General features: G+C 64.6%; 11 protein-coding genes. 8 read left to right on the top strand and 3 right to left on the bottom strand.

Annotated features, from left to right (window positions below; translation table 11 throughout):
* Positions 1 to 61: 61 nt before the first annotated feature.
* The 5 genes from KZX46_RS21740 (at position 62) to KZX46_RS21720 (ending at position 8116) form a co-directional block, all read left to right on the top strand.
* A complete protein-coding gene (locus KZX46_RS21740) occupies positions 62 to 295 on the top strand; it encodes a hypothetical protein (RefSeq protein ID WP_219777380.1) in 234 nt (77 codons plus the stop codon).
* A gap of 60 nt (positions 296 to 355) precedes the next feature.
* Entirely contained in the window at positions 356 to 625 is a 270-nt protein-coding gene (locus tag KZX46_RS21735) for a hypothetical protein (RefSeq protein ID WP_219777379.1), read from the top strand.
* Between the two features lie 1243 nt (positions 626 to 1868).
* Entirely contained in the window at positions 1869 to 2861 is a 993-nt protein-coding gene (locus KZX46_RS21730; RefSeq protein ID WP_226896345.1) for a site-specific integrase, read from the top strand.
* Positions 2858 to 4078, top strand: a complete 1221-nt coding sequence (locus KZX46_RS21725) for a tyrosine-type recombinase/integrase (RefSeq protein WP_219777378.1) — start codon at positions 2858 to 2860, stop codon at positions 4076 to 4078. Before KZX46_RS21730 ends, KZX46_RS21725 begins: the two co-directional genes overlap by 4 nt.
* A 417-nt stretch (positions 4079 to 4495) precedes the next feature.
* Positions 4496 to 8116: a hypothetical protein gene (locus KZX46_RS21720; protein WP_219777377.1), complete on the top strand. Its 3621-nt coding sequence runs from the start codon at positions 4496 to 4498 to the stop codon at positions 8114 to 8116.
* A 311-nt stretch (positions 8117 to 8427) separates the two neighbouring features.
* Here the strand turns inward: KZX46_RS21720 and KZX46_RS21715 are convergent, their stop codons facing one another.
* Positions 8428 to 10335 (bottom strand): ATP-dependent helicase, encoded by a 1908-nt coding sequence (locus KZX46_RS21715; protein ID WP_219777376.1) that lies wholly within the window; start codon positions 10333 to 10335, stop codon positions 8428 to 8430.
* Complete coding sequence (locus tag KZX46_RS21710) at positions 10332 to 12350, bottom strand: ATP-dependent endonuclease (protein ID WP_226896344.1); 2019 nt, start codon at positions 12348 to 12350, stop codon at positions 10332 to 10334. The genes KZX46_RS21715 and KZX46_RS21710 overlap by 4 nt, the downstream gene beginning before the upstream one ends.
* A gap of 474 nt (positions 12351 to 12824) precedes the next feature.
* On the opposite strand from KZX46_RS21710, the gene KZX46_RS21705 reads away from it, so the two are divergent.
* From KZX46_RS21705 to KZX46_RS21695, 3 genes are all read left to right on the top strand, one after another.
* Positions 12825 to 13262 carry a transposase gene (locus KZX46_RS21705; RefSeq protein WP_219777374.1) on the top strand — a complete coding sequence of 146 codons (438 nt, stop codon included), beginning with the start codon at positions 12825 to 12827 and terminating at the stop codon, positions 13260 to 13262.
* The gene (gene tnpB, locus KZX46_RS21700; protein ID WP_219777373.1) at positions 13259 to 13606 is read left to right on the top strand and encodes an IS66 family insertion sequence element accessory protein TnpB; all 348 of its coding nucleotides are present in this window, start codon (positions 13259 to 13261) and stop codon (positions 13604 to 13606) included. Before KZX46_RS21705 ends, tnpB begins: the two co-directional genes overlap by 4 nt.
* An 84-nt stretch (positions 13607 to 13690) precedes the next feature.
* On the top strand, positions 13691 to 15256 hold the full coding sequence (locus KZX46_RS21695) for an IS66 family transposase (RefSeq protein ID WP_219777372.1): 1566 nt from the start codon (positions 13691 to 13693) through the stop codon (positions 15254 to 15256).
* Between the two features lie 642 nt (positions 15257 to 15898).
* On the opposite strand, the gene KZX46_RS21690 is transcribed toward KZX46_RS21695, so the two are convergent.
* Positions 15899 to 18151, bottom strand: a complete 2253-nt coding sequence (locus KZX46_RS21690) for a hypothetical protein (protein ID WP_219777371.1) — start codon at positions 18149 to 18151, stop codon at positions 15899 to 15901.
* Positions 18152 to 18154 lie beyond the last annotated feature (3 nt).

Raw genomic sequence — 18154 nt, 5'->3', positions numbered from 1 at the left:
GCCCAGAAAGAGGGCACACGCCGACGGACAGGCCGCCCGGCACCACCAGAGGAGACCGCAAATGCAGATCAACACCCTCTCGATCGCGCCAGTCGTCACCGACACCGCAGCGTACCTCGCGACATACAACCTCGCCGAGCAGCGCGCGCGGGTCTCCGACTTCGATGTCCACGTCATCCGCAACGGCGACGGCTCATACTGGTACGTCGACGAGGGTGACTACGCCTGCGAGCTGGGTGAGTTCGAGGACCGGATCGTCCACACCCTCTGCGGCCGGATGAGCGGGCTCTACTGAGCGCGCCATCCCACCTCGTGGCGGCATCGGCCGTCACACGTTTATCCAAAGGAGGTCCCCATGCCGACCACGATGTTGTCCGATGAGGCGCTGACTTGGTACGCAGTCGAAGCCGCCGCTACCGGCAGGCGCATCGACCGCTTACGAGCCTATATGATCCGCCGGGCCAAACGCCGCGACAAAGCCCATCGAGAACTGACGGTGCCGTCCAACGATGCGACCTTCGCAGCCCGCAGCGAGCAGCTGGACGCCATGGTCCTGAACCTGCTCATCCATGCTGATGCCCTTGATCAGCGCCTCTACACCTATGACGAGAAGCCGGAGCCATAATGCGATCGCGGTATCGCACCTGCGGCGTTGTCCGGCTCGCCTGAAACGGCCTCGCCGACCGCTCGACTTATGGCCGTGGCGGTGTCGCTCCGAACCATCACAACGAGGACCGCGTGGCCCTGTCCGGCTCGCCTGAAGCGGCATCGCCGACCGCCCGGCTTATGGCCGTGGCGGTGTCGCTCCGAACCATCACAACGAGGACCGCGTGGCCCTGTCCGGCTCGCCTGAAGCGGCATCGCCGACCGCCCGGCTTATGGCCGTGGCGGTGTCGTTCCGCACCATCACAACAAGGACCGCGTGGCCCTGTCCGGCTCGCCTGAACCGGCATCGCCGACCGCCCGGCTTATGGCCGTGGCGGTGTCGTTCCGCACCATCACAACGAGGACCGCGTGGCCCTGTCCGGCTCGCCTGAAGCGGCATCGCCGACCGCCCGGCTTATGGCCGTGGCGGTGTCGTTCCGCACCATCACAACAAGGACCGCGTGGCCCTGTCCGGCTCGCCTGAAACGGCCTCGCCGACCGCCCGGCTTATGGCCGTGGCGGTGTCGTTCCGCACCATCACAACAAGGACCGCGTGGCCCTGTCCGGCTCGCCTGAACCGGCCTCGCCGACCGCCCGGCTTATGGCCGTGGCGGTGTCGTTCCGCACCATCACAACGAGGACCGCGTGGCCCTGTCCGGCTCGCCTGAAGCGGCATCGCCGACCGCCCGGCTTACGGCCGTGGCGGTGTCGCTCCGCACGATCACAACGAGGTCCGCGTGGCCCTGTCCGGCTCGCCTGAAGCGGCATCGCCGATTACGGGATCGTCATGCTCCGCAAAAACAAAATGACAGTCCCGTCCCATTGAGAACGAATACCGAGATGTGTATTCAGTGAGCACATCCTACGCAGCGTACCGCCAGCAAGAGGAAAATTATCGAGTATAATCAATGCCACGACTCGCGCGAGTGGAGGGGAAGTCGGTGTCTCGTTCAGGCCATGCGGTTCCCGAAAGCGACGACCCGTCAATGGCTTGTCCACCGCCGGATGAAGCGCCCGCTGGCTATATGGTACCCGTGTCGGCGAAAGACGCCAACCACATGCATCTGACGGGCACCGTCGCCCGCCGACGTTATCGGTCGTCATCGGGCGACCGCGTATTGTGGGACGATGAGCTGGTCGGGTTTGGCCTGCGATTACGTAAACAGAGCGGGGTCGGCGGCAGCTGGATCGTCAAGTTTAGAAGCCGTGGCGAGGCTCGCCGGGTGACCCTCGGCAAAACCGAGAATCTCGATGCACCGGAGGCGCGGGTACAGGCAAAGCAGCTGCTGGCGAAGGCGGCGCTGGACGGTTTGCCGAAGCGCGCCGCGGTGCCGAAAGTGCCGACGTTCGAGGCGTTCGTGGCCGAGTTCTGGCGTGACTACCACCGGCACTGGAAGCCCTCGACGCAGGAGACATCAGCCGGCGCGATCCACCGCGAACTGGTGCCATTCTTCGGCGCGATGAACCTCGCCGAGATCGCCAAGAGCGACATCGTTCGCTGGCGCGACAGCTTCGCCGAAACCCGCTCGGGCGTGTTCAATCGCGCGGTCCCGGTGCTGTCGGTCATGTTCAAATATGCCGAGCTGCTTGGCTACCGCCAGAAGGGCTCGAGCCCGTGTCGCGGCATCCCTCGATACAAGCGAGAACTGCCCGAACGCTTCCTCTCGCCGATCGAATATAACCGCCTCGCACGCGTGCTCGCGACGGACGAAAGCGACCATCCGCTCGACGTCGCAATCGTCCGATTGCTGATCTTTACGGGCGCGCGATCGGGCGAGATCGAGGCGCTCAAATGGCGCATGGTCCAGCCCTCGCGTCTGATGCTCGACGATAGCAAAACGGATGCGAAGATCGTCTATCTGAACGACCAAGCCGAGGCTGTTCTTGCCTCGCTCCGTCCCGCGATTTTGCGTGATCTTGACGCGCTGATCTTCCCGATGAAAACCCGGCGCAAGCCGCGCAAAGTCGAGCGGTATTGGGCCGCCGCGCGACGTCGGGCAGCGTTGCCCGACGTCCGCCTGCACGACCTCCGTCACAGCTTCGCGTCGGCGGCAATTACCCGCGCGCGGGTCCCGTTTGCGAGCCTCAGCAGGCTGCTCGCGCATGCCCTCCCCGAGACGACGGCGCGCTATGCGCACCTCGCCGACGAGGCGATCGCCGAGGCCGCCGAGCGGGTCTGCGGCGGGCTCGCCAAACACCTCGGGCTGCGGCCATGAACGCGCTGACGATCGAGCAAGTCGTCGCGGAATCGCTTGCCGATATCGGCGTCAGGATCGACCCCGAAGCGCCGCCGCGAGGTCGCCCGCGACGGACCGAATGGTTCCCCAACCTGTTCGGTATCGGGCTTCGTCACTATGCCTCGGGGCGGAAGATCTTCGTCGCCCAAACGCGGATGGGCGGTCAGTCTCGAACGGTCACGATCGGGTCGGCCGCGGTGTTGTCGGAGGCGCAAGCCGTGCTCGTGGCCCGGCGCGTTCTTGCGCACGCGATGGTCGGCAATAACCCGGCATCGACGCGCAAGCGCGAACGCCAGGCGCCAACGTTCCGGCGGTTCCTCGACGAATACTGGGCTAAGGCGAGTCCGCGCTGGAAGCCGACAACCCGACGGGCCTACGACGTCTATCGGCGGCTCTACATCGACGACGCCTTCGAAGGTCTGACAATCGATGCTATAACGACCGCCGACGTCGCGCGCTGGTTCGCGGAGACGACCCGGATCAGCGGACCGGGTGGAGCGAACCAGTGCATGACGATCCTGAATACGATGATGGTTAGGGCAGAGGCGTGGGGTTACCGCGCAGAGGGAAGCAACCCGCTGCAGGGCATCCGCTGGAATAAGCGGCGCAAGTGCGAGCGCTTCCTGTCGGTGCCCGAGCTCGAGCGGCTCGGAGCCGTGCTCGGCACAGTCCGCGCCAGCGAGGATCAAACCGATGCCCGCGCAGCTGCCGCGATCACGCTTTTGACGCTGACCGGTTGCCGAAAAAGCGAGGTCCTCGATCTGCAGTGGCCCGACGTACGGGGCAACCGGCTCCGTCTCCGCGACGGCAAGAAAGGCGGTCGTATCGTCTGGCTCGGCGACGATGCCCGAGCGCTGATCGACACTCTGCCGCGATCGAGGAAGATGGAGCCGGCGTGGATGTTCACGACGTCGGCAGGAAAGCGCATCACTCCCGGCATGCTCGACTTTCGCTGGGGCAAAGTCCGCAATGCCGCCAGCCTTCGCGGCGTTCGCATCCACGACCTGCGGCACACGTTCGCCAGCCATGCCGCAATGACCGAAGAGGCGCTGCCGATGATCGGCAAGTTGCTCGGCCATGCCTCGGTGAAGTCGACCGCACGATATGCCCATCTCGATGATACCCACCTCATCGGCGCCGCGCGGAAGGTCGGCGATGTCATTGAAGCGATGATGAGCGGGAAGGCTTTGCGATAAGGTCGCCTTTGCATGGGGAATGTGGAACGGCCGCTTTCTGGCTCGCAGCCAGCGGAAGCAATCGTTCGATGATAACGCGGCAACGGCAGCTACGCGCGTCATTATGGGCCGCTCGAGACCGCCGTCGCGCCGCCGAAAAGCGGTCGTTTGTTCAGCATGCCGCTCAAGACGGCTTTGCGCCCAAACTCAGCCGATTCTAGACCCCGCCGACCGGCCGAAAAGCGGTCGTTTGTTCAGAAATCTAACGGCTCCGGCTTCGCCCCCAATCCCTGTCAATCGAGACCGCTGCCTACCACCCAAGTTGCAGTCTCCGCGGCACGGTGCCCTTGGAATAGTGGGTCCCGATGCCCACCGTTGCCGTCACGGCGGCATACGTTCATGTGTCGATCGATGGCAATGCTAACGGCAACCCGGGAAATGATCGGCGCGATGACCTCGGCGGAGGCCTTCGAGACGCTTGCCACCGCCGTCCTGCGCGCGGCGGACGCGTCCTACGCCTCCCTCATCCATGTCGGGACCAACGCCGCTGGAAGAACCGTGCGGTCGCCCGTCGACGGGATCGGGCTGCGCGTCCATCGCGGCTCGCGCCGCCTGCTTCTGGCCCAGCACACGACGACGGCTCGGCGGGAGCTAAGGCGCAAATGGCTCGAGCCGGACATCGGCGATCTTCCCAAGGCGCAAGTGATCGCAGCCGCCGAACGGGCACGGCGGGCGGTGGACGCAGCCACCCTCATCCTCTGCAGCTCGACGGATCCCGATGAGCAGCTGGTCCGCGACGTCCACGCCGCGGCCGGCTGCGGCCTTCACCTCGACATCTGGCCGGGCTCGCGGATCGCCGACTTCCTCGATCTCGACTCGGAGGGGCAGTGGATCCGCGAGCGCGCGTTCGGCATCGAGGCGGTCCGGCTCTCGCCGTCGCAGGCGCAGGAGATCGGACGGCTGTCGCTGGAGGGACAACTTTCCCTCGTGTCCCGCGCCGACATCGTTGCGCGCTCTCTCGATCCTGCGCTGCTGGCGTTCGCGCGGGACGTGAGGGGTGCCGGGTTCGTGATCGGCGAATCCGGCCTCGGCAAAAGCGCAGCGCTCCGCCGACTTGGCGACAGGTGGCTCGAGGACGGCGGGCACGCCCTCGTGCTCGACCACGAGGCGATCGAGCGATCGGCGACAATCGACCAGGCGGTCGCGTCAGGCCTGCGCAGGTGGGCGCCTTCGCTCGATGCCGGATGCGGCCTCGCCGCGCTGTCGCTCGCCACACCCGAGTACCCGCTCCTGCTGATCCTCGAAGACGTCAACCGCTCCGCCAACCCGGGCCGCATCGTCGAGCGGCTGATCGCCTGGTCCGGCACCGCCACCGCGGGCGAAGGGGCGCCCGCGTGGCGCCTCCTCTGCCCGGTGTGGCGCGGCAACTCCGGCGTTAATGACGATCGGCTCCGGGATCACGTTCTCAGCCGTTCGCTGACAGTCGAGCGATTCGAGCCCGCCGAGGCGATCGAGGCCGTCCTGACCCGAGCCCAGTCGTTCGGGGTCGCGCTGACCGATCTCCAGGCGGGCGATCTTGCCGCTTCGCTAGGCGACGACCCCCTCTTGATCGGGCTCACCACGAAGTGGACGGGTGCCAATCCCAGCGACGCGATCCGGTCCTACGTCGCCGCAGACGTCGGGGATGCTGCCGACGACCGGTTGCTGGCACCCGACCTCCTATCAGCTCTCGAATCCCTTGCCGAACGAATGGTGGAGTCCCGCATCATATCGCCGTCGTGGAACGAGATCAGGACCTGGTTCGCGGGAGAGTCCGACGGTCTGGCGGCGATCCGCCGGCTCGTCGACCGGGGGAGGGTGGTGCGGCTCGGTGGGGATGGGCGACTTGCCTATAGGCACGACCGGGTCCGGGACCACCTCCTCGTCAGCGCGATGGTGCGGCTGGTCGAAGCCGGTCGCTTCACTCCCGATCTCTGGGAAGAGCCGTATTACGCAGGGCTGATCGGCACGGCGCTGACCGTGCTACCATTCGAGCGCATCGATGAAGCCGCCGCCCGAAATCCGGTGGCCGTCTTCGCGGCGCTTCAGGATCCGGGCCTGACCAAAGAGAGGCTTGCCTGCGCTCTCGCCGCTGCGACTCGGTGGACCGCGTCGGCCGGCTTCAATGACTCCGGGGCCGAGAGCCGGCGTTCGCACGCGCTGAGGTACCTGCTGCGGACCGATGGCCAGTTCGTGAGGCCCCTAGTCGAGCCATTCCCCCGAAACTTCTGGACGCTTGAGGCGCAGGCCCGCAACGGCGACGCCCGCGCGGCGGCATCGCTGTGCCTGGCGTCCGACCCGGGCGTGCGCAACGCCTGGCGCGACCGCATCGTCGAGCATGCGCTCGCGCGCCACCCCCGATTTGTCGACGATGTCGCGACCCTGCTGCTCGATGGGGAACTCTCGGCGACGGGTCTTGAGGGCGTCCTTAACCTCGCCGGCGAGATCGGCGATCCGCGGCTGTGCGCCCCGCTCGCCGACCGCTGGACCCGCGGTGGTGGAAGCGCGGCGCTCTCGTCCGGATGGCTGTGGGCAGTCCTGCGCTGCTGCCCGCGCATCGGGCATACCTTGGCCGACGACGTATGCCGCGTCTGGGCGGCGCTACCGTCCAAGGTCCGCGACGGGGCCAATGACCGCGACCGAAATCCGCGATGGGACGTCGCTGGTTATACCCTACCGTGGGGCCTGGCTCGAAGGTCCGACCCGGCGACACTCGCCTTCATGATCCAGCTCCCGAAGCGTTACAGGGGCCTCTCCCGCATCGTCCAGCAGATCATCGGCCACATCGACGATCCCGATGCTATCCTCTCATCGGCAAGGGCATCGGCGGCGATCGACCGCCGCGCTGAGGGATCAGGCGGCATCAACATCTTCCGAAACGACATCGAACGGCGCTGGTCGCCGGACTGGGACGGGCGGGCGCTCAGCCCAAAGAGCCGCGCTGCTTTGCAGAAGGTCTGGCGCGACCGGCGGACCAACCGGTTCGACCGCCGGGCGACCTTCCGCATTTGGTCCCTGGCCCCGACCGCGTTCGAGCTGGCCGGCCTACCCGTCCTCGAGGCCGACAAGGTCCTTGCTGACCATGCGCTCCGCGCCCGCCTGGCCGCCGGCGACCGGACCGCCATTCCCCTCTTAGCCGATCGCCTCCATATTTCTGCACGTCGATCGGCTTGGTGGCAGGAGGCGCGCAGGGTCGGCCTGACCGGTCTCGAGGTTGAGGTCCGTCGACACTTCGAGGACCGGCGGGCGGATCCGCCGGAGACGGATGACGGCTACAGCGACTCTATTGTGGCCGAGCTGCTCATGGATTCGCGCAGCGAGTTTGCCGTGACCACCATCGTGGCAAACTGGGAGCACATCCGGACCGTCCCGGTCTACGTCCTCGCGGCGCTGCATCTGGCGACGCCCGAGACCATCGCGCTCGCTCAAGCAGCCGTGCGGGAGAGCGGCGAGCCGGGGCGAATGCTTGAGTTCCTCACCAGCCGCTGGGGCATCAAGACCAACCGGCGGCCCGGCGTCACCGAACTAGCCCAACTGCAGGCGATCGAGCCGTTCCTCGCGCTTATCGGGGAGGGGCAGTTTGGACAGATGCATCTGAGCGAGTTGGCCAGTGCCGCCAACAGCCTGAATGAGCTCGAATGGAGGAGGCAACACCTCGATCCGCTCCTCACCACCGGGAAATTCGGCCATTGCGGATCCGATCGCCACGATATCTACGCGTCCCTCGACGCCGAAGCCGAGCGCGCCGCTCAACACGATCGCGGCTGGCTGGCCATCGACCACTGGTTCGAGACCAGGGAGAAGGAGCTGTGGCAGCGCTCCGCCCTGCTCGACCTTGTGGCGGACTGGGCAGTCGACCGCGGCAGCGATACTGCCCTGCGGGTACTGTGCGAGGCGATAACCTACTTCGGCGAGCGACCGGATCTCGCTTTGTTCGACCGCATCCCGCCGGCTCTACGCCACACTGGCCACACGGCCGTCGAGGCCTGCATCTACGAAGTCCGACGTCGCTCGTTGTAATCCATCGACGTTTTTTTTCGGTCTTGGTGTCAGTTCTAACGACGGAGTGTAGGGGTGTCTTCCCCGCCCGATGCGATCGCTTCGTTAGCCAGCGCGCCGGCTATGCCTCCAATTCCGGACGTTCGAAAGTGCCGACGGCGATCCCGAAAAAGCTGCCGTTCGTTCACTGCCGACAGAGGCGATGTTGGGTGGAGAGCGGAACGGCTGCTTTCAGGCGACGATTCGGCGTACGCAGACGTCCGTTTAGCTGTAGCGCGACGGCAGCTATCGAACGCCGCCTTTTGCGGGCGCAGTTCGGTCGATCCCCGACTTCACGCACTCACGGCTTGCGGCAGGTTCAACCCCATTTCCAGCAGGAAGCGCGAGGGCTGCTTTGCCCACCCCCGGTAGCGATCGGCATAGGAGAGGCAAAGCCACTCCCGCGCCCGCGTGATCGCCACAAAGCAGTTGCGGCGCTCCTCTTCCATTTCGGCGCTTTGTTCCCCGGCCTTCACGCTCTGAAAATTGGGTAGAACGTCTTCGGCAAGGCCAATCACATAGACGTGGTCGAATTCCTTCCCCTTGGCGCTGTGAATGGTCATGAGCGTGACGGCGTTGGCGGGAGCCGGCGGTTCTTTCGAGCGCAGCGCCAATTCCTGTAGAAATTGATCGAGTCCCGCGTCGCGCCCGATGGTCTGCCCAATGCTCCGAACGAGTGACACCCACGCCGTCCGGTCCTCATCGATGTCAGTCGCGTCCTCGCCTCCCTCGGCGGGCAGTTTTTCGAGAACTTGGTCGATGAACGCGCGAAACGTCGTCGGCTGGGCGGTCAGCGCCGTCGTCATGCCTGTCAGGGCGTTTGCTTGGTCGTCTTCCACAAATCCAACGGCCTCGGCCCATTCGACGAGCAGCGAGTGGCCGCTGATTTCCGCGCCTGCGGCGATGTCGTCGGACGAGACGCTAAGGTCGAACCAGCGATTAAACGCGCCGGTTAGCGCATCGAGAGCGCGCCGATCGGCGGGGCGGGCCGCGAGCCGCAATGCAGCGGCCAGCCACAAAAATTGTGCAGACCGGAAGTCGTCCCGGCGCTGTGCAATAGCGCCGGCGACCCCGGCATTCGCGAGCGCTCTGTTCATTCGTTCGAGCAGCGCCCGAGTCCGCGCCAGCACCGCGATCTGGCCACGCTTGCCTTTGGGTATCCCAGCGATACCAGCCGCTATCGCCGTCGCCTCTGCCTCCTCGGTCGAATAGCGCAAGAGGTTAATATGCTGTCCGTCTGGATAAAGCAGCGTCGTCTTGCCTGCTTCCAGCGGCTGCTTGGCAGCCGTGCGCTGCGTGTTATGAACGACAAGCCGATTCGCGGCGGCGACGATGCTCGGCGGGCAGCGGTAGTTAGTGGGGAGCTGGATTTCAGTCGGGTCGAAGTCAGCTCGGAACCGCTGGATTTGCTTATAGCTCGCGCCGTTCCACTGATAGATGATCTGGTCGTCGTCTGCAACCGCGAACACGTTGTGGAAGCCGTCTCCGGCGAGGGCTTTGATGAGCCGATATTGCCCGTCCGTCGTGTCCTGAAACTCGTCGAACATCCAATAGGCGTAGGCGCGGCGGTAGTGGAGCGCGACGCCCGGGTATGTGGAAATCAGGCGGTAGGCCTGCGCGATGAGCGATCCGAAATCGAGCGCGTTGGCCGACTGGAGAGCCGCTTCATAGGCGCTATAGACCAGCTCGACGCGCTGCCCGACGCCGCTGTCCTTGAATAGCTTCGCGCAGCCATCCGGCTGAATCAACCGTGCCTTCAGCTTGTCGATCGTACCCAGGAACCGATCGTCGTCGCTGTCCAGCCCGTTCGCCCGAATTGCTTCCTTGAGAAGGTCGGCCCGATCCGACTCCAGCGAATAAATCGCGAAGTCCGGATCTATGCCGATATGCGAGCCGTGCTGCTGCAACATCTGCATGCAGAAGGAGTGAAACGTGCCAATGATCGCCCGCTGGCGCTGGTCGGGCACGACTGCCTCGATTCGACTGGTCATTTCGTCAGCCGCTTTATTCGTGAAGGTCAGCGCCATGACGCGGTACGACTTGTCTGGCGTTTCGGCGAGGAGCTTCGCGACGCGCGTGGTCAGGACGCGCGTCTTGCCCGATCCCGGGCCGGCCAGCACGAAGAGCGGGCCATCGACCCAGTTTGTCGCTGCGGCTTGCGCGGGCGTCAGCTCGCTCAGCGCCTTTTCCAGTTCGGTCATGGCAGTCCTCTGAGCGTTTCGATCGCTTCCCAGATTGCCAACGGCATCCGCTGCGTCAGCGGCAGGCTGGCTGCGCATTGGGCGGCCAGCTCGGCGGCGTAGCCGCATTTGTCTCCCGACAATGTGGCGATTAGCGCCGCATCGTCCATCGCTGCGACCCCCGGCACACCTTGGGCTGTCAGGATAGCCTTCAGCTCCGGTTGCAGGCCATCCGCGACAAGCTGATGCTCCAACGTCTGCTCGGCGATCTGACGCGTGAGTTGCATCACTTCGGCAGGCGAGAAGTTACGGCTTTGAACAGATGCAATATACTGGCTGCCAGCCATGTCGCCGTCGACGACCATAGTCCATGGAAACCCGAGTGCGCGCGCCAGTGCAGTAAACATGCCGCAATTGCCGTTATTGGCGAAGTCAATCACGGCGACACCGTGCTCGTCAAGATCAAAGTTCATCGCCTTGGCCATGCCATGAACCAAGTGATACTCTGATTGACCCTCGACCAATAGCCACTTGTTGGCAAAGAATATCTCGCCACGAATTCTTCGTGCAAACGTTTCAAGCTTCTGCAAATCCACATCGGGTAAGAACTCAAGCGATGCGTCTCGCGCCGCCCTCAACCGGGCGTGCATTGCAGCCATGTCGGCCTGACCATGACAGGCGATCAGCAAACTGTTGTAGGTGGGTGTCGGCAGGCTTCCCTTAATGACAAGCTCGGACAGGCCGCCATCATATTCGAGGAGCCCGCCGGATGCGGCTATGACGGGCGCGAAAGCGGGCAGGCTCGGTACCCTGCAGCGAAACTCGCGCGGCAGCGATTTGACGACAGTGCCGTCAGAACCAGCGCGGACCATACGCAGGTCGCGAAACGGTACGTGCTGGAGGAAATAGGGAGAGTGCGTCGAGACGATCTTCTGGCCCTGAAACTGTGCAACTTGGCTAAAAAGCGTGCGGGCGGCCTGTGGGTGAAGGTGAGTTTCCGGCTCCTCCAAGGCCAGCACGGGTGTGCTCTCGGCACGATAAAGCTCGCCAAGCAACAGCTCGACGAACGAGCGGAACAAGAACATCACGGATAGGCTTTGCACGCCTTGCCCATGCCGCATAAGTGGCAGCCACGGCTTCGTCCCGTCATTCTGATAGATGACCTCGGCCTTCGATAACAAATCCCATGTGTTCAACGGGAGCACGCGAAGGTTCGCCTGTCCGGGTGTGCCCGTCGTCGCGACGCGGCCTATGTCGGAGAGGGACGTTGCTAGATTCCCCAGCAACGGGTCGGCAGCGAGCAGCTTGGCATTTAGGAGATTGAAAATGCGAACCGACTTTTGCTCAAGCGGGTCGGGGATTTGAACGGTCCGTAGCAATCGTCCCCAGAACTGACTGCGCGCGGCGAATTCGTCGCCGGCGTCGCGCAGCGCGTCAAGATAAAAGACGGGCAGGAAGGAGAAAAACTCCTGAAAGTTCGTGGCCCGAGCGCCCTTTCCGGCCAGTGGGTTACGGTCGGTGTTGAGAAATTCCCATTTAGGAATGTAGCTTTGTTCTCCGTCATCCCATGCGCAACTTACGCGCATGATGATCGATGCCTGTCCGGATATGGGATTGAGCTGGATGATGTCGGCCAGTGTTTCGTGCAGCTCCTCAGGCCACTCGCCGACCGCCGACTCTTGAATTTCGATTTCTATAACGACCGGGTCGCCGACCTTGGGGTCGGTGCGTGCTGCACACAGATGCACGTCGTACTCGGTAAACCCGGTGCCGCGCTGTCCCCACCGGCGCGTCAGCGCAATGCGGATAGCTTCGAGGATGGCCGTTTTGCCCGCGTTGTTCGGGCCGATCAGCACGGTCGTCGCCCCAAGCTCTATTTCGGCCCGCTTAATCGACCGGAAATTCGCTATAGTGACGCGTCTGATCTGCAAAGAATTTTGCCCCGCTCTTTGGAGCTTCGTACCGCTTCCGTGCTGGCGGCGGCAACAGCCGTTTGATAAAAACCGCCAGGCACTCAGGGTTGGCGAAAGAGCCATGGGCGAAGGAGCGACGGGGACACCCAGGTTACAGCATGATCGTACGGATACAACGTCATTTCGTCCAGCAAGTGCCATCAGACCGTGCCCGGCGAAGGGTAGCCAACCACATCTGAATGAACGGCCGTTCCCAAGACGCTGATAACCGCCGCTGGAGTGGCCGACTATAAGTCCTGCGGCATCAGCCGATGGTTAATCTTAGACCCGTTTTTCGCGTCCGCTCATACAACAACCATCATTTGCGAGCGGCCGCGCGTCTAGCCAACGTGGCAGGTCCACAGCCAAAGGGACTGGGCATTCCACTACCACATGCATGCCGGCATGATGCAGGTCGTGCGCTGCGGGACGACCCTCCTTCCCAGCTAGCTTGCTTCTCGCCAGATGCGGTTATGGTGGTAAGCGTCAGCTGATCCCCGCCTTGTCGTGATCGCGCTGCCGCGGGAGTCTTCGCTGCTGTGGTTGGCGGAGACTGGCGTGGCGGATGATGAGACGTCGTACGAGACCCTTAAGACGTCTCTCAGCGAGGGGCTGGCTCTCCCTCCGCGCCCGGAACGGCGGCGCAGCTGGCATCCGCAACAGAAGATGGCGATCGTCCAGGAGAGCTGCGCGCCCGGTGCGGTGCCGACCCAGGTGGCGCGCCGCTACGGCATCTCGACGGGTCTGCTGTATACGTGGCGCAAGCAGCTGCTGACCGCGGCCACCGACGGGTTCATCCGGTGCGAGGTCGTCGCCGAGTCAGCAGCGGTGGCGTTGCCCGCTCCGGACGTAAGATCGCCGCCGGCGTTGCCGGTCCCTGATCGAACGCTGTCCGGCACGATCGAGGTCGAGTTGCCCAGCGGCACCAAGCTGCGCCTCGGCGGCGACGTCGATGCTGGTGCGCTGGCGCGGGTGCTCGACGTGCTTCGCCGGTGATCGCGCTGCCGGCGGGGACGCGGGTCTATCTCGCTTGCGGGCGGACCGATATGCGGCGCGGCTTCGACGGGCTGGCGGCGCAGGTGCAGACGGTACTTGCCCGCGATCCACACGACGGTGCGCTGTTCGTCTTCCGTGGCAAGCGCGGCGACCTCGTCAAGGCGATCTGGTGGGACGGACAGGGCATGTGCCTGTTCGCCAAGCGCCTCGAGCGCGGCCGCTTCCTGTGGCCGGCGGCGAAGGATGGCTCGGTGCGGCTGTCGGCGGCCGAGCTGTCGATGCTGCTCGAGGGCTTCGACTGGCGCAACGTCGAGCGGAGTTGGCGACCCGAAGTCGCCGCCTGACGCCGACGCGGCATAGTGACTCGGACAGCATCGCCGAGGTTGATCGTCGTCGCAGCGGCAGCGGCGACCGTGTAGTATCGACCCGTGACGAGCGCCGTATCCGACCCCGACGAGGTCGCCCGGTTGAAGGCCGAGCTGGCGGTCGCGCGGGGTGAGCTGACCGGTGCCAAGCTGATCATTGAACAGCTCAAGGCCCAGCTCGCCGTCCTGCGCCGGATGAGCTTCGGGCGGTCCTCAGAGAAGCTGAACGCCGAGATCACCCAGTTCGAACTGCTGCTCGAAGACCTCGAGGAGGGTGAAGCCGAGCGGATCGCAACGGAAGCAGTGACGCCTGCAAGCGAACGTGAGCGCCGCCATCCGGTGCGCCGGCCGTTGCCGCCGCATCTGCCGCGCGAGGAGATCCTGCACCATCCCGGCGACGCCTGCCCGTGCTGCGGCGGCACCAGCCTGTCGAGGCTCGGCGAGGATGTGACCGAGGTCCTCGAACGCATCCCGGCGCAGCTGAAGGTCATCCGCCATATCCGGCCGCGCCTCAGCTGCCGACGTTGCGAGACGATCATCCAGGCACCGGCACCCGACCTGCCGATCGAGAAGGGTCGCCCGGGTCCGGCGCTGATCGCCAACGTCGTCGTCGGTAAATATATCGACGGCCTGCCGCTCTACCGCCAGGCCGGGATCATCGCGCGCGGCGGCGTCGATATCGACCGGGCGACTCTGTGCGACTGGGTCGGTCGCGCCGCCTGGTGGCTGGCTCCGGTCGCAGAGGCCATCGGCCGCCAGGTCATGGCCGCACCGGTGATCTTTACCGACGGCACTCCGATCGGCGTCCTCGCACCCGGCAACCGACGCACCAAGACCGGCCGCATCTGGACCTATGTCGTCGACGAACGACCATGGGCGGGCGATCGGCCGCCGGCAGCGCTCTACCGGTACAGCCAGGACCGCAAGGGCGAGCGGCCCGCCGGACACCTGAGCGACTTTGCCGGCTATATCCACGCCGACGGCTATGCCGGCTACGAGGCGCTGACCCGGTCGAAGGCGCCGCCTGGACAACGGGCTCAGCGGATCGTCCATGCCGCCTGCTGGGCGCATGCCCGGCGCAAGCTCTACGACGTCCATCAGAAGACGCAGTCGCCGATCGCGTTCGAGGGGCTGCGCCGCATCGGCGCGCTCTACGACATCGAGCGCGACATCAACGGCCTGCCACCCGCGCGTCGCCATGCCATCCGCGCCGAGCGCACGGTGCCGCTGCTCGCCGATCTGCGGGTCTGGATGGAGACCGAGCGCCGGCGGCTGTCTAGCAAGAATGACCTTGCCAAAGCGCTGCAATACGCCCTCGGACGCTGGGACGCGCTCGCCCGGTTCACCGCCGACGGCCGCCTTGCCATCGACAACAATGTCGCCGAGCGGGCGCTCCGCGGCATCGCCGTCACCCGCAAGAACTTCCTGTTCCTCGGCTCCGACAAGGGCGGCGACCGCGCCGCCATCATCTACACTGCCCTCGAGACCGCCCGGCTCAACGGCATCGATCCCGAAGCCTGGCTCACCGACGTTCTCAACCAGCTCACCCGCGGCCGAAGCCAGCTCGACCTCGACCCGCTCATGCCGTGGAACTGGCGGAAGCCTGCGCCCCTCGCCATCGCTGCGTAGATCAGCTGACGCTTACTTATGGTGCTCAGGCACTGAAACTGATCGCCGCGCTTCCGATCGATCATTTTGACAGTGCCGCCAGCGTCAAGGATCCACAATACGCGGCAGGGTAGTCAATGACTGAAGGCCTCATGCACGAAGTGACTTGCACGAGCCCGCGCTTTCCAGCTCGTTTTCGCAAGAGCGTAATCTCAGCTTGGCGCTGGCGATTCTGGTACTCGCTTCCAGTTCGGGCAACGCTCTCACCTGAACGGGCGGAGGGATTCCGGTGCCGCCCGGACGGCGCTGAATGGCCGGAAGCGGGTCTGCGCTGCCAAACAGCCACTAGGCAGCTGCCTACAGGACTGCACCGTTGGTTACGTCCCTATTCTTTGGTCTGAAACAGGAACGAGACAGCAATTGCCGAGCCGCCTGTCGGCGCGGTAACCGGACCGGGAATATGGATCCGATTGACTTTAACGGGGCTCAGCTGCGTCCTCGCGTGAACGTCTACCATCACAGCTTTAGACAGCCTGACCCGCGCGTGGCGGCGATCCGCGTCATGGCCTCGACGACTTGCTCGCCCTTGATGCCCTAGTCTACGTCGATCGCCAGCGCCTCGCGGTCAGTAGGAGAGCGGCCTCGATCAAGCCAAGTGGCCGGCTAAGCCGCTGCTCGAGTTCTCTGCCGCGAGCGCGCAGCTTGCCGCGGGCTGCGAGCTGGAGTTGCCTGCCTCGCTCGTTCGGCGCGACACATCGTGACCATGGCGGCGACGAGGTCGGGCGCGTCGGGAACCTCGGCGAGAACCTGCTCGGTATCTCCGGGGCAGAGCCGAAGGCGACCCGTGCCGATCGCAAGCAGGAACTCTGCGGCGGCCTCGCCTCGCGGACGCCCCGCACTCTCGACAATCCTCCTGATCATGCGCGCAGCATCCGCGCTGGCCACGACGTCGTCACGGAAGTCCAACTCGGCCGGCCGAGCTGCGCGAAGTAGGCTAGCCTGGATTATGCCGTCGTTGAAGCGGGCGAAGTTCTCCGGCGACAGGATCGTCTGCTGCATCCAGTTGGTGCGGATTGCTTGTGCTCCGGAGGAGACAGGTGCTGTCCTTAGCTGCTGCAGGACTGACGAGATAGTGAGAAAGACATCGGCCTGACTATGCGTGCCGCGGCTTGGGAGAGTTTGGGGCCAGAACACAAACCCCTCGCGGAGCGGAAGAGCGGCTCCTTTGGCGTCCGGCAGGAATAGATCGTCGAGGAGCGGTCTGGACGTCTCGCGAAGTCGCTCCAGCCTAGCCGTAAGCAGCGCGGACGATGCGCCCCAGCTTGACCTATTCCGCTGGAGGAAGCCGAGTTCCTCCGCCCAGGAGTTTCGGGCCACGTTCGCCGGAAGCAACAGTTCGTCTACGTACTCAATTACGTGGTTGACGGCCTTGCCCGACTGCACGAGCGAAGCGTTGAAGATGCGCTTGCGTTCGGGATCCTGAACCTTTGCAAATCCGACCAAGTAAACGATGGGCGCGTCAGGCGCTAAGTTTCTGAGGTCTCTGCTGACGTCCAGGAGCAGTCGACCGCTGCCAACTATGGACGCTACGACCAACACGGCGCCCGTGTGCCGCTTATTGGGCGCTTCAGCCATCGTCGCTAGGTCCACGCGGTCAACCGGAACGGGCAGCGTGCCTATGGCCGCAGCGATGGTTTCAACGATCGCACGTGCTCCGGAGTCCACGAGAACTACCGTAGCCACGCTGGCCGGCACCTGCCTTCGCAGGAGGTATTCTAGACGTTTTTGGTAGGCCTCAGACGCAAGGAGCGCTGCTGGATCAATATCGAACAATCGTGCGCCGGCCGAGACGCGCAGAGCCTTGCTGCCGGCTAGCCGGACCATTGCCATTTCCAAGGTCTTTGGCGCGTCGGTCTTCGTGATCACCAGCGGCTTGTGCTGCGGTCCAGCGATGTCGAACTGGTCACCCTTTAGCGTTATCGGTATCGAATCGGCTCGGCAAAGGGCACAGTCGTCCGCAAGGAAGGTCCGGCGCTCGGTTGAATAGCCGTTGGGGTTCGTCGTCTCGTCGCGCCCGAGGTCGACCGCGACGCCGGGATCCGCCTTCTTGGACCCGAGGTAGAGAACGTGCACAATCCGCTTCGGATCGAAGCCCTTGTGCTCGACCAACTTGCGACCCAAGCTCCCGCTCGACGAGGCGGATATGATCGCGACGGAGCGCGCCGGGTCGGTGAAGCGGTGGTTTTCGAAGCCGAAGTATGAGCTGAAATTGTCGGCTACCAAGTGGGACCGTTCGGGGGCGAGTGTGCGCCATTGCTCGTTCAAGGCCGACACGACCGCATACAGTGCAGGGGTGTCAATGTATGCGTGTCTGGCGTCAGCTGCCACTTGCGCCATCACCGCGACCGCGACGAAGGCGATCTCCGCCTGCCGCACCAGAATGTTGGACAGCCGAATGAACCGGTCTGTGTGCGCGCCGGAGGGATTCGCAAAGTGGTAACTCTCGCTGGCTTCGACGAAGCCGCCGCGACGCGCGAAGATCGAGGTGACGCCGCGCCGCAAAATCTCGTCGAGCGCGACACCGCTTTTCAGCCCGCCCTCAGCCAGCGCCTCCCGCCGGGTCACTTGGGCATCGGCGTCGTAGCCAATTAACTCAATCCGGCAGCGACCGGCCAGACGTTCGATCAGCGCTTCGCCTTGTGTCGCTGAACGCATGGCGACGACAGCGTCGTCGAAGGAGGTTGCGCGCACAATGACCAATAGCTCATCCGGAGCGAGCGCCCGGGCAATTTCCTCCTCGACCGTGTCGGCGAGCGCCCTTACGTCGAGTTCCGCGGTCGAGCAGAATGCGACCAAGACGTCGACGGTCAATGCGTCCGTCGCCTTGTCGAAACGCTCAAGGAGGATCGGCGACATCGC

The organism is Polymorphobacter sp. PAMC 29334 (assembly GCF_019431245.1).
In the GTDB taxonomy this organism is placed as follows: Bacteria; Pseudomonadota; Alphaproteobacteria; order Sphingomonadales; family Sphingomonadaceae; genus Polymorphobacter_B; species Polymorphobacter_B megasporae.
This window is presented reverse-complemented; position numbering and strand designations above follow the sequence as displayed.

Coding starts and splice junctions, on each gene's coding strand:
- KZX46_RS21740 (WP_219777380.1), top strand. CDS start 62: ATGCAGATCAACACCCTCTCGATCGCGCCAGTCGTCACCGACACCGCA.
- KZX46_RS21735 (WP_219777379.1), top strand. CDS start 356: ATGCCGACCACGATGTTGTCCGATGAGGCGCTGACTTGGTACGCAGTC.
- KZX46_RS21725 (WP_219777378.1), top strand. CDS start 2,858: ATGAACGCGCTGACGATCGAGCAAGTCGTCGCGGAATCGCTTGCCGAT.
- KZX46_RS21720 (WP_219777377.1), top strand. CDS start 4,496: ATGATCGGCGCGATGACCTCGGCGGAGGCCTTCGAGACGCTTGCCACC.
- KZX46_RS21715 (WP_219777376.1), bottom strand. CDS start 10,335: ATGACCGAACTGGAAAAGGCGCTGAGCGAGCTGACGCCCGCGCAAGCC.
- KZX46_RS21710 (WP_226896344.1), bottom strand. CDS start 12,350: ATGGCTCTTTCGCCAACCCTGAGTGCCTGGCGGTTTTTATCAAACGGC.
- KZX46_RS21690 (WP_219777371.1), bottom strand. CDS start 18,151: ATGTCGCCGATCCTCCTTGAGCGTTTCGACAAGGCGACGGACGCATTG.